At 68.2% G+C, this 13,633-nt stretch carries 15 protein-coding genes and 1 tRNA gene; 6 read left to right on the top strand and 10 right to left on the bottom strand.

The genetic code is table 11. From position 1 onward, the window contains the following. Positions 1–23: 23 nt before the first annotated feature. The 3 genes from ACZ1H8_RS16930 (at position 24) to ACZ1H8_RS16920 (ending at position 2,677) form a co-directional block, all read left to right on the top strand. The gene (locus ACZ1H8_RS16930; RefSeq protein WP_465178366.1) at positions 24–1,319 is read left to right on the top strand and encodes an Hsp70 family protein; all 1,296 of its coding nucleotides are present in this window, start codon (positions 24–26) and stop codon (positions 1,317–1,319) included. Between the two features lie 100 nt (positions 1,320–1,419). Continuing rightward, positions 1,420–2,436 carry an LLM class flavin-dependent oxidoreductase gene (locus ACZ1H8_RS16925; RefSeq protein WP_465178365.1) on the top strand — a complete coding sequence of 339 codons (1,017 nt, stop codon included), beginning with the start codon at positions 1,420–1,422 and terminating at the stop codon, positions 2,434–2,436. Next, positions 2,423–2,677, top strand: coding sequence for a hypothetical protein (locus ACZ1H8_RS16920; RefSeq protein ID WP_465178363.1), 255 nt, complete (start codon positions 2,423–2,425; stop codon positions 2,675–2,677). The genes ACZ1H8_RS16925 and ACZ1H8_RS16920 overlap by 14 nt, the downstream gene beginning before the upstream one ends. On the opposite strand, the gene ACZ1H8_RS16915 is transcribed toward ACZ1H8_RS16920, so the two are convergent. Beyond that, a complete protein-coding gene (locus ACZ1H8_RS16915; protein WP_465178361.1) occupies positions 2,674–3,099 on the bottom strand; it encodes a c-type cytochrome in 426 nt (141 codons plus the stop codon). The genes ACZ1H8_RS16920 and ACZ1H8_RS16915 overlap by 4 nt on opposite strands. Positions 3,100–3,199: 100 nt before the next feature. Here ACZ1H8_RS16915 and ACZ1H8_RS16910 point away from each other — a divergent pair, with 100 nt between their 5' ends. Both ACZ1H8_RS16910 and ACZ1H8_RS16905 read left to right on the top strand, forming a co-directional pair. Next, a complete protein-coding gene (locus ACZ1H8_RS16910; protein ID WP_465178359.1) occupies positions 3,200–3,763 on the top strand; it encodes a hypothetical protein in 564 nt (187 codons plus the stop codon). Positions 3,764–3,879: 116 nt separating this feature from the next. Beyond that, a tRNA-Arg gene (locus ACZ1H8_RS16905) sits at positions 3,880–3,956 on the top strand. A 37-nt stretch (positions 3,957–3,993) separates the two neighbouring features. Here the strand turns inward: ACZ1H8_RS16905 and ACZ1H8_RS16900 are convergent. From ACZ1H8_RS16900 to ACZ1H8_RS16885, 4 genes are read right to left on the bottom strand one after another with little or no spacing between them, the layout of a single operon-like run. Continuing rightward, on the bottom strand, positions 3,994–4,482 hold the full coding sequence (locus ACZ1H8_RS16900; protein WP_465178357.1) for a DUF1178 family protein: 489 nt from the start codon (positions 4,480–4,482) through the stop codon (positions 3,994–3,996). Continuing rightward, complete coding sequence (locus ACZ1H8_RS16895; protein ID WP_465178355.1) at positions 4,479–5,306, bottom strand: carbon-nitrogen hydrolase family protein; 828 nt, start codon at positions 5,304–5,306, stop codon at positions 4,479–4,481. Before ACZ1H8_RS16895 ends, ACZ1H8_RS16900 begins: the two co-directional genes overlap by 4 nt. Beyond that, a complete protein-coding gene (grxC, locus tag ACZ1H8_RS16890; RefSeq protein ID WP_110153940.1) occupies positions 5,303–5,560 on the bottom strand; it encodes a glutaredoxin 3 in 258 nt (85 codons plus the stop codon). The genes ACZ1H8_RS16895 and grxC overlap by 4 nt, the downstream gene beginning before the upstream one ends. 34 nt (positions 5,561–5,594) lie before the next feature. Beyond that, complete coding sequence (locus tag ACZ1H8_RS16885) at positions 5,595–6,323, bottom strand: ComF family protein (RefSeq protein WP_465178353.1); 729 nt, start codon at positions 6,321–6,323, stop codon at positions 5,595–5,597. 42 nt (positions 6,324–6,365) lie between these two features. Between ACZ1H8_RS16885 and ACZ1H8_RS16880 the strand changes: the two genes are divergently transcribed. Continuing rightward, positions 6,366–7,208, top strand: a complete 843-nt coding sequence (locus ACZ1H8_RS16880; protein WP_465178352.1) for a methyltransferase domain-containing protein — start codon at positions 6,366–6,368, stop codon at positions 7,206–7,208. Positions 7,209–7,271: 63 nt separating this feature from the next. Here the strand turns inward: ACZ1H8_RS16880 and ACZ1H8_RS16875 are convergent, their stop codons facing one another. The 5 genes from ACZ1H8_RS16875 to scpA all read right to left on the bottom strand — a co-directional run bounded on the left by ACZ1H8_RS16875 (position 7,272) and on the right by scpA (position 13,491). After that, a complete protein-coding gene (locus tag ACZ1H8_RS16875) occupies positions 7,272–7,778 on the bottom strand; it encodes an FKBP-type peptidyl-prolyl cis-trans isomerase (RefSeq protein ID WP_110149241.1) in 507 nt (168 codons plus the stop codon). Between the two features lie 7 nt (positions 7,779–7,785). Beyond that, positions 7,786–9,837 (bottom strand): ATP-binding protein, encoded by a 2,052-nt coding sequence (locus ACZ1H8_RS16870; RefSeq protein WP_465178350.1) that lies wholly within the window; start codon positions 9,835–9,837, stop codon positions 7,786–7,788. Between the two features lie 182 nt (positions 9,838–10,019). Further along, positions 10,020–11,006 (bottom strand): biotin synthase BioB, encoded by a 987-nt coding sequence (gene bioB / locus ACZ1H8_RS16865; RefSeq protein ID WP_465181412.1) that lies wholly within the window; start codon positions 11,004–11,006, stop codon positions 10,020–10,022. Further along, positions 11,006–11,353, bottom strand: coding sequence for a hypothetical protein (locus ACZ1H8_RS16860; RefSeq protein ID WP_465178348.1), 348 nt, complete (start codon positions 11,351–11,353; stop codon positions 11,006–11,008). Before ACZ1H8_RS16860 ends, bioB begins: the two co-directional genes overlap by 1 nt. Next, the gene (gene scpA, locus ACZ1H8_RS16855) at positions 11,350–13,491 is read right to left on the bottom strand and encodes a methylmalonyl-CoA mutase (RefSeq protein WP_465178346.1); all 2,142 of its coding nucleotides are present in this window, start codon (positions 13,489–13,491) and stop codon (positions 11,350–11,352) included. Before scpA ends, ACZ1H8_RS16860 begins: the two co-directional genes overlap by 4 nt. Positions 13,492–13,633: the final 142 nt, after the last annotated feature.

Genomic DNA, 13,633 nt, shown 5'->3' with positions numbered 1-13,633 from the left:
CAAACCGATATGGGAGACTCGTCGTGAACAGCGACACGGGCGCGCTGGGGCTCGACTTCGGCACTACGAACACCGTCGCGGCGATCGCCGACGGCGCAGGCGCGTCGCAGCTGGTCGAGTTCGCCGGCGACGAGGCGACCGGCGCGGTCTTCCGCACCGCACTGTGCTTCTGGGAAGAGGAGCGCGGCTGGAACGGCATCGCGCACGAGGCGGGGCCCTGGGCGATCTCCGAATTCCTCCAGTCGCCGCTCGACAGCCGCTTCGTCCAGTCGTTCAAGACCGTGGCCGCCAGCCCGTTGTTCGAGCGCGCGCAGATCTTCGGCAAGCCGTTTCGATTCGAGGATCTCGGCCGGCTGTTCCTCCAGAAGCTGGTGGCGCATTCGGGCGGCGCGCTGGACGGACGGCCGCGACGGGTGATCGTCGGCCGCCCGGTCGAATATGCCGGCGCGCGGCCCGATCCGGCGCTGGCCCGCCAGCGCTATGACGCGATGCTCGACGGGTTCGGGGTCGAGCTCCACTATGTCTATGAACCGCTCGGCGCGGCGTTCAGCTATGCCTCGCGCCTGACCGATCCCGCGACGATCCTGGTCGCCGATTTCGGCGGCGGCACCACCGACTTCTCGGTCGTGCGCGTGGCAGAGCCGGGCGCGGAGCGGCGCTGCATCCCGCTCGCCTCGGCCGGCATCGGCATAGCCGGCGACCGGTTCGACCAGCGGATCGTCGATCACCTCGTCCTGCCGATGCTGGGCAAGGGGGGCGACTATCGCTCGTTCGGCAAGCTGTTGCCGATCCCCGGCGGTTATTTCGTCGAGTTCGCCGATTGGTCGCGCCTGGCGCTGATGCGCAACCGCCGCACGCTGGACGAGCTGCGCAAGCTGCAGCGTGAGGCAGTCGATCCGGAGCCGATCGGGCGGATGATCGCGCTGATCGAGCATGAACAGGGGTTTCCGCTGTACGACGCGGTCGGGCGGCTGAAGCGCGCGCTGTCGGGCGCCGAGGCGGCCGAGTTCCGCTTCTCGGGCGGCGGGGTCGAGATCGCGGCGGAGGTGCCGCGAAGCGACTTCGAACAGTGGATCGCCGAGGACCTGCGCCGGATCGAGGCGGCGATGGACGCAGCGCTCGCCCGCGCGGGCGTTGCCGCCGGCGATATCGACCGCGTGTTCATGACCGGCGGATCGTCGCTGATCCCGGCGATCCGCGCGATCTTCGAGCGGCGCTTCGGCAGCGATCGGATCGCGACCGGCGGCGAGCTGACCTCAATTGCGCATGGCCTGGCGCTGATCGGCGAGCAGCCCGACCTGGCCGGCTGGACCGCCTGAGCCTGCGCGCGGACGGAAACGCTGCAATTCCGTCCCGCGCCTTGCGGCCCGGCGAGCGCCTCGCCAGATCGGTCGCAACGCAGTGATCGGGATGCAGCATATGAAGAAGATCGGATTCCTCTCCTTCGGCCATTGGTCCGCCTCGTCCCAGTCGGCGACGCGCTCGGCCAGCGACGTGCTGCTCCAGTCGATCGACCTGGCGGTTGCGGCCGAGGAACTGGGTGCCGACGGCGCCTATTACCGCGTGCATCATTTCGCGCAGCAGCTTGCCTCCCCCTTCCCGCTGCTCGCGGCGGTCGGCGCGAAGACCAGCCGGATCGAGATCGGCACCGGCGTGATCGACATGCGGTACGAGAACCCCTTCTACATGGTCGAGGATGCCGGATCGGCTGACCTGATCGGCGGCGGGCGGCTTCAGCTGGGCATCAGCCGCGGCTCGCCCGAACAGGTGATGGAGGGCTGGCGCCATTTCGGCTATGCCCCGGCCGAGGGCCAGAGCGACGCCGATATGGGGCGCCGCCATGCCGAAGTGTTCCTCGAACTGCTGAAGGGTGAAGGTTTTGCCCAGCCCAATCCGCGACCGATGTTCCCCAACCCGCCGGGGCTGTTGCGGCTCGAGCCGCATTCTCCGGGCCTGCGAGACCGGATCTGGTGGGGCTCGTCGTCCAACGCCACCGCAGTGTGGGCGGCGCAGATGGGCATGAACCTGCAAAGCTCGACGCTGAAGGCGGACGAGAGCGGCGAGCCGTTCCATGTCCAGCAGGCCAAGCAGATCCGCGCCTATCGCGAGGCTTGGACCGCGGCCGGACATGCGCGCACGCCGCGCGTTTCGGTCTCGCGCTCGATCTTCGCGCTGATGAACGACCGCGACCGCATGTATTTCGGCCGCGGCGAGGGCAGCGATCAGATCGGCGTCATCGACAATATGCGCGCCGTGTTCGGCCGTTCGTATGCCAACGAGCCCGACAAGCTGATCGAGGAGCTGCGCGCGGACGAGGCGATCGCCGAGGCGGACACGCTGCTGCTCACGGTTCCCAACCAGCTGGGCGTCGAGTATAACGCCCATGTGATCGAGAGCATCCTCACCCATGTCGCGCCTGCCCTTGGCTGGCGCTGACGCCATCGGCGCGGCGGCGGGCGATCCCTCGCCCCGTCCGTCGCGGCCGACCGCGCTGGACATCCTGACCCAGCCTCAGGACGCTTCGCTCGAACTGGGCGCCGGCCGGGTGATGAAGGCTTCGGTGCGGGTCTCGCCTGTCGGGCTGCTGGCGATCGCTGCCCTGGTGTCGGGCATCCTGCTGTCGACCCGCGCGCTGGTCGGCACCGCCATTCGCGAGAGCCGCCGGCCGCGCGGCTAGCGCCCCGGCTTCGAATTCTCTTCCAGAAACGCGATCAGGTCGGCGCGATCCAGCGGATCGGTGACGCCGGGATAGGCCATCTTGTTGCCCGGCGCGAAACGCTGGGGCGAGGTCAGCCAGGCGTTCATCGCCTCCCACGTCCAGCTTCCCCCGACCGAGCGCAGTGCGGCGGTATAGCCATAGCTGCCGTCGCCCGCGACCGGCGCGCCCATCACGCCGGTCAGGTTCGGCCCGGCGCGGTGCCCTGCCCCGGGCTCGATCGTATGGCATTGCGCGCAGCGGCCGAACTTCTGCGAGCCGACCCGCGCATCCGCCGCCTGCCGCAACGCTGCCTCGGTCGGGTTGGAGCCCAGCCGCTCGCGGCGAGGATCGGGCTTCGGCGCCGAGCATCCGGCAAGCGCTGCGGCGCCGATCAGCAGCATCGCAACCAACCTCGATCCGCCGCATTTACGCCCGACGACCAATTGCCTGCCGCCTCGCTCAGGCGCAGATTCGCCACCCCTCCTTGCCGGACGACTCACGATGCTCAAACTCCTTGCCGCTGCCCTGATGCTGACCACCCCGTCCATGGGTCCGGAATGGCGCGACCTCAAGCCGGTCGCGGTCAAGGGCGGCGAGAACCGCATCGCGGACATCGCCGGCGACGGCAAGGCCGGGACGATCCGCATCGATCACCGCGAGAATGGCAATGCCTGGGGCTATAACATCTACACCGTCACGGTCGACGGATCGGTCGCGGCGGTGGGCGACAAGGACCGTTTCACCGACAGCCCGCATACCGGCGAGGACGTGATCACCTCGGTCCGCTTCGCCCGCGGGATGCATCAGGGCAAAGCAACCACCTTCGCACTGGTCGCGACCCGCGCCATCCGCGACGCCGTCCCCGATCCCGCACCGACCAGCATCATTATCTACGCGCTGGTCCGCAACGACGGCGGCATCGGCACGCCCTACGAGTTCGCCCGCGTGACCGAGCTCAAGGCGAAGCGCCTCTATTGCCATGCCGACAAGGCGCTGGAGGCCGAGGTCGGCCTGCCCCTGCCCGAGGGCTATGGCGGCGGCACCGGGCCGGACGGGTGCATCTGAGATCAGTGCTGGGGGCGAAGTTGGAGCTCTGATTTACGTTGAGACCCGAGACACATTTCCAGTCGTGCGCATCGCCGATTGACCCTCGCCCCGCCGCCGCTTACGAACCCGCCCACGTCCCCGTAGCTCAGCAGGATAGAGCAACGGTTTCCTAAACCGCAGGTCGGAGGTTCGAATCCTCTCGGGGACGCCAACTCGAGGCGACCGGCTCCGCCGTCGCCAGTTCCTCCCTAATTGCTCGCCTCGGGCGGGATCACCGGGAACGGCAAAGCCGCGATCTCGATGCCGTCTTCGATCAGTTCACGGGCCTGTTCGGGCGTCGCCTGGCCGTGGATCGGAGCGTGGTCTTCCTCGCCTGCGTGCATCGCGCGGGCGCGGGTGGCGAAGTTGCCGCCGACCCATTGCGACTGTTCGAGCATCTTCGCCTGAAGCTGCGCCAGTGTCGCGAGCGCGGCCTTGACCATTTCCGGGCTGGGCGGCGCATCGGCGGTCGCGGGCGGCTGACCGGGTTGCGGCTGGAGTGCGGGCACCGCGGGGGCGCTGCGCTGGTTGCCCTTGGCGGCGACGTTCGGGGCCATCACCGCCTTGGCCACCTCCCCACTACCGCACATCGGGCAGGCGAGCAGGCCGCGGCTGCGCTGGTCCTCATAGGCAGCGCTCGATCCGAACCACGCCTCGAACACATGACCCGTCCCGCACTTCAGGTCGAAGACGATCATCGCGCCTCGACCGGGGGGATCGCGCGGCGGTGGCGCAGCACGGGCACGCGGGTGCGGGCGTCCTCGACGCGCGCCTGGTCGATCTCGGCAAAGCCGAGCCCGGCGGCCTCGCCCATGTCGAGCAGCATCTCGCCCCAGGGATTGATCGCCAGGCTGTGGCCATAGGTCGTGCGGCCATCCTCATGCTCGCCGGTCTGCGCCGCGGCGATCACGAATGCTGCCGCCTCGATCGCGCGGGCGCGCAGCAGCACGTGCCAGTGCGCCGCGCCGGTCGGCCGGGTGAAGGCGGCGGGCAAAGCGAGAATCGTCGCACCCGCATCGCTCAGCGTGCGGAACAGGTCGGGGAAACGCAGGTCATAGCAGATGGCGAGCCCAAGCACGCCCAGCGGCGTGGCGACCGTCACCGGCCGCTCGCCGGCGGTATAGCTGTTCGATTCCCGCCAGCTCTCGCCGGTGGGCAGGTCGACATCGAACAGGTGCATCTTGTCGTAGCGCGCGCGGATCTCCCCGGCATCGTCGATCACGAAGCCGCGATTGGCCAGCGTGCCGTCCTCGCGCAGGATCGCGAGGCTGCCGAGATGGAGCCACAGCCCGTGTTTCGCCGCAGCCTCACGTGCCGCCGCCAGCACCGGATCGTCGCCCTCGTGGCGCAGCGATCCCGCGGCGCGGTCGCGATTGCCGTCGAGCAGGCCAGACATTTCCGGCGTGAACAGCATCGCCGCGCCGCCATCCTTCGCCCGGGCGACGGCGTCGACGATCGTGCGGGCATTGGCGAGCGGATCGATCCCGCTCGTCATCTGCAACAGGGCAGCGCGACCGCTCATCCGTTCAGCAGCGCATCCAGCTTGCCCGCACGCTCCAGCGCGACCAGATCGTCGCACCCGCCGATATGCCGGTCGTCGATAAAGATCTGCGGGAAGGTGTTCCGGCCATTCGCGCGCTGGACCATCTCCGCGCGCTGCGGACCGCCCATCGTGAGGTCATATTCCTGATACTCGACACCCTTGCCGTCGAGCAGCGAGACCGCGCGGGCGCAATAGCCGCAAAATGCGCGGGTGTAGATTTCAACCTTAGCCATCGTTCCTCCGAGGTGATGCCGCCACGGCCGCTTGTCAATCGGCCTCCTCATGCAGAACGCGCGCCCAGCACAGAAGGATCACCGATGCCGCGCCATTCCGCTTGAGCAGCTTCGCACAGGCGCGCGAGGTCGCACCGCTGGTATGGACGTCATCGACCAGCACGATGTGCTTCCCCGCCAGCCGCTCGCGCGCATCGCCGACCAGCGCGAAGGCGCCTGCCACCGCCTTTGCGCGCCCCTTCGGCCCCAGCCCGCGCAGCACCGGGGTCGATTTGGGGCGCAGCAACAGGTGCGGATCGACACGCACGCCAGTCGCGCGAGACAGATGCGAAGCGATCAGCGCCGCCTGGTTGAACCCCCTGCCCCAGATGCGCCAGCGATGCAGCGGTACCGGGACGAGCAGGTCGGCATCCTCGGGCATCAGTCGGACCATCGCGCGCGCCATCGTCCCGGCATGACCGGTGCGCCCGCCATATTTCAGGCGCAGCGCGACGTGCCGCGCGACATCGCCGTAGGCGACGGCGGCGCGCACCCCGTCATGCGGCGGCGGATCGGCCAGGCACTCGCCGCACCGCGCACCTGCACCGCGATCATGATCGAACGGGCGCTGGCACCCGGCACACCAGGGCGGCCCGAGGAATCGCAGGCTGGACCAGCAGGCGGCACAGAAACGATGATCGGCCACCGTCACGTCGCCGCAGCCGGGACAGCGCGGCGGCAGCGCATGGGCGACGAGCGCGGCAAGGGAAGCCGAGAGGCGCACGCACGACTTGTTCCCCAGCGCGCATCGCTGCACAAGCGCCACGTGTCCGACTCCCAATCCGCCGAGATTTTCGACCGCGCGCTGCGCCGCAAGCGCCGCGACCGCGCCGCGACCCTGTACCGCGACCACGCCTTCCTGCGCGACGAGATGCTGGACGGCATCCATGATCGACTGGCCCATGTGAAACGCGAGTTTCGCGACGTGCTCGACCTGGGCAGCTTCGACGGCGCCTTCACCCTGCCCGGCGCGACGATCACCCGGCTGGATGCCGGGGCGGCATTTGCTCGGCAATCGGGCGCGGTGCATGCCGACGAGGATCTGCATCCCTTCCCGGAGGCGAGCTTCGACCTGGTCGTCTCGGCGGGCGTCCTCGATACGATCAACGACGTCCCCGGCACGCTGGCGCTGATCCGCCGCGCGCTGAAGCCCGACGGGCTGTTCCTGGGGGCCTTTGCCGGGGCGGGCAGCCTGGCGACGCTGAAGGCCGCCTTCCTGGCGGCAGAGCCTGTCGCGCGCTTCCACCCGCAGATCGACGTGCGCTCCGCCGGCGACCTTCTCGGCCGTGCCGGCTTCACGCTGCAGGTGGCGGACACCGAGACGCTGACGGTACGCTATTCGAGCATCTGGAGCCTGTTGAAGGATCTGCGCGGGATGGCGGCAACCAATTTGCTCCCGGGCGCACGGCCATTGACGCGGGGTGCGCTGCTGCGCGCGGCCGAGGCTTTCGCGGCGAATGCCGATCCCGACGGCCGCGTGCCGGAGCGGTTCGAGATCGTCTACCTCACCGGCTGGGCACCCGACCCGTCACAGCCGAAACCGGCGCGGCGCGGGAGCGGCACGACGTCGCTGGCGGCAGCGCTGAAGGCGGCGCGGGACGAGGGGTAACGGGCGAGGTCAAGGCCTCCCCTCCCCCGGATGCGCAGCATCCTGGGGAGGAAAGGGGAAGCCTCAACCTGCCGGCGTGTCGATCGAGATCAACTGCACCTTGAAGAACAAGGTCGCGTTGGGCGGAATCGGGCCGCGGCCGACCGGGCCATAGGCATAGTCGGAGGGGATCGCGATCTCGATCGTGTCGCCCACCCCGGCCATCGGCACGGCGATCTGCCAGCCTTGGACGAGTTGGTTCAGCGGGAAGGTCGCGGGTTCGCCGCGGGTCCAGCTGCTGTCGAACTCGGCGCCGGTGGTCAGCGTACCGGCATAATGGAGCGTGACGGTGTCGGTCACCTTGGGGTGCCGGCCGCTGCCGTTGCCGGCCACGCGCCGCCAGCGGATATTGCCCTCCAGCGGGGCCCAGCCGTCCGCCGCCTTCAGGCTGGCGAGCGCCAGCTGCTGCTTGTTGTGCCAGGCGGTGTCCTGCGCCAGCGGCGAGGCGGGCTCGCCCTCCTCGTCCTGGGCCTGGGCGGCGGTTGCGGACAGGGCGAGCGCCAGCGCGGCGAGCGGGAGTGCGAGCTTCATGCCGCGATCATTCGAACTCGAGGATCGCGGCGTCAACCGCCAGACTGTCGCCGGGTGCGAAATTGGCAGCCTTCACCGTCGCCGCCTTTTCGGCGCGCAGGATATTCTCCATCTTCATCGCCTCGACCACCGCCAGCGGCTGGCCCGCTTCCACCCGGTCGCCGGGCTGGACATGGAGCTGGGTCAGCAGCCCCGGCATCGGCGCCAGCAGGAAGCGCGACATGTCGGGCGGGACCTTCTCGATCATGTGCCGCGCCAGCGTGGCGATGCGCGGCGGATAGGCGCGCACGATATGCGCCGCCCCGCGCGCGGTGAAGGTCCAGTGGCCGCGATACCGTGCGACCTTCACCGACAGCGGCTCGCCGTCGATCGTCGCCTCGATCAGCGGGTGGCCCGGCAGATACTGGAGCTGGATGTTCATCGCCCGGTTGTCGACCACCACCATGATCTGGTCGATCACCACGTCATGCGTGTTGCCGGCCAGCGTCACCGTCCAGCGGTTCGACACTTCGGGACGCGCGCTCAGCTGGCCGCTGATGCTGCCGGCCCAGGTCGCCTGGACCGACGCCACGATCGCGGCGACACCGGCCAGCTTCGCCGACAGTTCGGGCGCCAGCGGCGCGCCGGTAAAGCCGTCGGGATGTTCCTCGGCGATGAAGCCGGTGGTCAGTTCGCCGGCGCGGAAGCGCGGATGCTGCATGATCGCCGACAGGAAATCGATGTTGTTGCCGACGCCCTCCAGCTGGAACCGGTCGAGCGCCTGCACCGCCAGGTCGGCGGCCTCGTCGCGCGTGGCGCCATAGGTGATCAGCTTGGCGATCATCGGGTCGTAGAACATCGACACCTCGCCGCCCTCGCGGACGCCGTCATCGACGCGGACATAGCCGCTGCCCTGCGGCTCGGGGGCGGGACCGCAGCACGAACCATGCGCCTCGGCGCCCGCGCTGCCCGGCACCGTCTCGTGCGGCGGGTGATAGCGGGTCAGTCGCCCGGTCGAAGGCAGGAACCCGCGATAGGGATCCTCGGCATAGACGCGGTTCTCGATCGCCCAGCCGGTCAGCGTCACCTCGTCCTGGGTGAAGCCCAAGGACTCGCCCGATGCGATGCGGATCATCTGCTCGACCAGGTCGAGCCCGGTGATCGCCTCGGTCACCGGATGCTCGACCTGGAGCCGGGTGTTCATCTCGAGGAAATAGAAGCCCTGGCCGGTGGTGTCGGCGCCCGACACGATCAGCTCGACCGTACCCGCGCTGTAATAGCCGACGGCACGGGCAAGCGCGACCGCCTGCTCGCCCATCGCCTTGCGCATCTCGGGCGTGACGAAGGGCGACGGGGCTTCCTCGACCACCTTCTGGTGGCGGCGCTGGATCGAGCATTCGCGCTCGCCCAGATAGACGATATTGCCCTGCTGGTCGCCCAGCACCTGGATCTCGATATGGCGCGGGCTCTCGATGAATTTCTCGATGAAGACGCGGTCGTCGCCGAAGCTCGCCAACCCCTCGCGCTTGGTCGCCTCGAACCCGTCGCGGACGTCCTGTTCGGAATAGGCCAGGCGCATGCCCTTGCCGCCGCCGCCGGCCGATGCCTTCATCATCACCGGATAGCCGATCTCGCCGGCGATCCGCACGGCATGCTCGGTATCCTCGATCACGCCGACGAAGCCCGGCACGACGTTCACGCCGGCCGCCTTGGCCAGCTTCTTCGACTCGATCTTGTCGCCCATCGCGGCGATCGCGCCTGGCGGCGGGCCGACGAAAGCGATACCCGCCTCGGCACAGGCCTTGGCGAAGCTCTCGCGCTCCGACAGGAAGCCATAGCCGGGATGGATCGCGTCCGCGCCGGTTTCCTTCGCGGCCAACAGGATCAGCTCGGCCTTGAGATAGCTCTCGCTGGCCGGCGCGGGCCCGAGGCGAACGGACTCATCGGCCATCAGCACGTGCGGGCTGCGCGCGTCGGCATCGGAATAGACCGCGACCGTCTTGATGCCCATTTTCTTGGCGGTGCGCATCACGCGGCATGCGATCTCGCCGCGATTGGCGACCAGGATTTTCTTGATCACGCCTTCAACTCCCCTCCCGCCTGCGGAAGGGGCCGGGGGCCAGTCTTCCGCGGACGGTGTCTGTTGTGTCAGGAAGGAACAGGCCCTCCCAGTTTTTGGGTGGACAGCCTCCCAGGCTGTCCAGGTCAAGCCGGGGGCTTGACCGACCCGACAACTCCCTCCCGCAAGCGGGAGGGGTGAACTTACTCTGCGGCTTCCAGCTCGGCCTTCACCTCGCCCTGCATCGCGCGGACGCCCAGCCGGGCGAACAGTGCCGCGTCACGGTCGTCGCCGGCATTGCCGGTGGTCAGCAGCTTGTCGCCGGTGAAGATCGAATTGGCGCCGGCCATGAAGCACAATGCCTGGGTCTCGTCCGACATGCTCTCGCGCCCGGCCGACAGGCGGACCATCGACAGCGGCATCAGGATGCGTGCGACGGCGACCGTGCGGACAAATTCGATCTCGTCGATCTTCGCCAGCGGCGTATCGGCCAGCATGTCGCCCAGCACGGTGCCCTTGACCGGCACCAGCGCGTTGATCGGCACGCTTTCGGGATGCGGCATCGTCGCCAGCACGTGGAGGAAGCCGACGCGATCCTCGCGCTTCTCCCCCATGCCAACGATCCCGCCGCAGCACACATTGATCCCCGCCGAGCGCACCGCGTCGAGCGTGTCGAGCCGGTCCTGGAAGCTGCGCGTCGAGATGACGTTCGCATAATTCTCGGGGCTGGTGTCGATATTGTGGTTGTAATAGTCGAGCCCGGCCTCGGCCAGCTGATCCGCCTGACGCGGCGTCAGCATGCCCAAGGTCATGCAGGTTTCCATGCCCATCTGGCGCACACCCTTCACCATCTCGATGATGGCGGGCATGTCGCGATCCTTGGGCTCGCGCCACGCCGCCCCCATGCAGAAGCGCGACGAGCCGCCATCCTTGGCCTGCGCCGCCGCCTGCAGCACCGCGCGCGGGTCCATCAGCTTGGTCGCCTTCAGCCCGGTGTCGGCATGGGTCGACTGGTTGCAATAGCCGCAATCCTCGACGCAGCCGCCGGTCTTGATCGACAGCAAGGTCGACAGCTGCACCTCGTTGCGCGGGTGATGCTCGCGGTGGATCGACGCCGCCTCGAACACCAGGTCGAGGAACGGCAGGTCGAACAATGCGGCGACCTCGTCGCGGGTCCAGTCGGTGCGGATCACAGGTTGAGCGTCCTTGTGAAGAGATAGAGGAACATGCCGACGCCGACCGAGAGGAAGGCCGGCGCGATCGCGCGATACAGGTTGACGTGCTTGCCCAGCGGCTTGCGATGGAACCGCGCCGCGACGATCTCCGCAGTGCCGCTGAACGAGATCAGCGCGGCGACACCGATCACGCCCAGCACCGCGATCATGACGCCGGCAGAGACGCCCTTGGCGTTCTGCGCCAGCGCCAGCACCCCGCCCAGCGAGAACAGGCACAGCGAGGTGAGATGCTTGAAATAATCGTAGAGCAGGGTCTCGCCGTCATGCGACAGGTCGACCGGTGCGTCCGCATCGTCGCTCATTCGGCGGCTTCCTCCACGGGCGGCATGTTATGGCCCAGCAGCCGAAGCACTTCCTCGGCCGCCTTCACCAGGTTCGTACCCGGTCCGAAGATCGCCTGCACCCCCGCTTCGCGCAGATACTCGTAATCCTGCGCCGGGATCACGCCGCCCGCGATCACCTTGATGTCGGCGCGGCCGGCATCCTGAAGCTCGCGGATCAGTTCGGGGATCAGCGTCTTGTGCCCGGCCGCGAGGCTGGACGCGCCGACGACGTCGACATCGCTTTCCAGCGCAAGCTGCGCGGCTTCCTGCGGCGTCTGGAACAAGGGGCCCGGCACGACCTCGAAACCGAGATCGCCGAACGCCGACGACACCAGATTGGCGCCGCGGTCATGCCCGTCCTGCCCCATCTTGGCGACCAGCATGCGGGGCTTGCGACCCAGCCGGCGCTCGGTCGCGGCGACGCCGTCCTTCAGCCGTTCCCAGCGGACATCCTCGGCATAGGCACCGCCATAGACGCCCTTCACCGGCGTCGGCTGCGTGCCATAGCGGCCAAAGCCCGCCTCCATCGCCGAGCTGATCTCGCCCAGCGTCGCGCGGGCACGAGCGCACTCGACCGCCAGCTCGAGCAGGTTCGCCTTGCCTTCGGCACCGGTGCGAAGCGCGTCCAGCGCGGCCTGGCAGGCAGCCTCGTCGCGGCTTTCCTTGACGCGGCGGATGCGCGCGATCTGAGCCTCGCGCACCGCGTGATTGTCGACGTCGAGGATGTCGATCGGGTCCTCGCCGTCCTTGCGATACTTGTTGACGCCGACGATCACCTGCTCGCCGCGATCGATCCGCGCGGCAGTGGCGGCCGCCGCCTCCTCGATCATCGCCTTGGGCCAGCCGGCGGCGACCGCCTTGGCCATGCCGCCCTCGGCCTCGACCCGCTCGATGATCTCCCAGGCGCTGTCGACCAGCTGCTGCGTCAGGCTCTCGACATAATAGCTGCCGCCCAGCGGATCGACGACCTTGGTCATCCCCGTCTCTTCCTGGATCACGATCTGCGTGTTGCGCGCGATTCGGGCGGAGAAGTCGGTGGGCAGCGCGATCGCCTCGTCCAGTGCGTTGGTATGGAGCGACTGGGTTCCGCCCAGCATCGCCGCCATCGCCTCGATCGTAGTGCGCATGACGTTGTTATACGGGTCCTGCTCGGTCAGCGACACGCCCGAAGTCTGGCAATGGGTGCGCAGCATCTTCGACCGCTCGTCCTGCGCACCCAGCTTGGTCATCACCCGGTGCCACAGCACGCGCGCCGCGCGCAGCTTGGCGATCTCCATGAAGAAGTTCATGCCGATCGCGAAGAAGAAACTCAGACGCCCGGCGAACTTGTCGATGTCCAGGCCCGAGGCGACGCCGTATTTCACATATTCCATGCCGTCGGCGATGGTGAAGGCAAGCTCCTGGACCTGCGTCGCTCCGGCTTCCTGCATGTGATAGCCGGAAATCGAGATCGAATTGAACTTCGGCATCTCGCGGCTGGTATAGCCGAAAATGTCCGAGATGATCCGCATGCTCGGCTCGGGCGGGTAGATATAGGTGTTGCGGACCATGAACTCCTTGAGGATGTCGTTCTGGATGGTCCCGTCCAGCTGCGCGCGCGGCACGCCCTGCTCCTCGCCCGCGACGATGAAGAAGGCCAGGATCGGGATGACCGCGCCGTTCATCGTCATGCTGACCGACATCTGATCGAGCGGGATGCCGTCGAACAGGATCTTCATGTCCTCGATCGTGTCGATCGCGACGCCCGCCTTGCCGACATCGCCGGTCACGCGCGGGTGATCGCTGTCATAGCCGCGATGCGTGGCGAGATCGAAGGCGACGCTCAGCCCCTTCTGACCCGCCGCCAGGTTGCGGCGATAGAATGCGTTCGATTCCTCGGCGGTCGAGAAGCCGGCATATTGCCGGATCGTCCAAGGCCGCCCGGCATACATCGACGCACGCACCCCGCGCGTGAACGGCGCGAAGCCCGGCAATCCGGGGTCGATCCCGGCGATATCTTCAGCCGTGTAGAGCGGCTTGACGTCGATCCCCTCCGGCGTGCGCCAGGTGAGATCGCGGCCCTTCACTTCCTTGGAAGCGGCGGCGGCCCATTGGTCGAGAGTCGGCTTGTCGCTCATTCTCCCTCTCCCCCTGTGGGAGAGGGAGGGAGCAGCCAAAGGCTGCGGAAGGGTGAGGGGGAGTTGGACACAAGCCCCCTCATCCTTCCCACTGCCTGCGGCAGCGGGCCGCTTCCTTCTCCCACAAGGGGAGAAGGAGAAA

The sequence above is a fragment of the Sphingomonas sp. BL-S-25 genome, assembly GCF_055521555.1.
The sequence above is the reverse complement of the archived record's forward strand: the minus strand, read 5'-3'. Positions and strand labels throughout refer to the sequence as shown.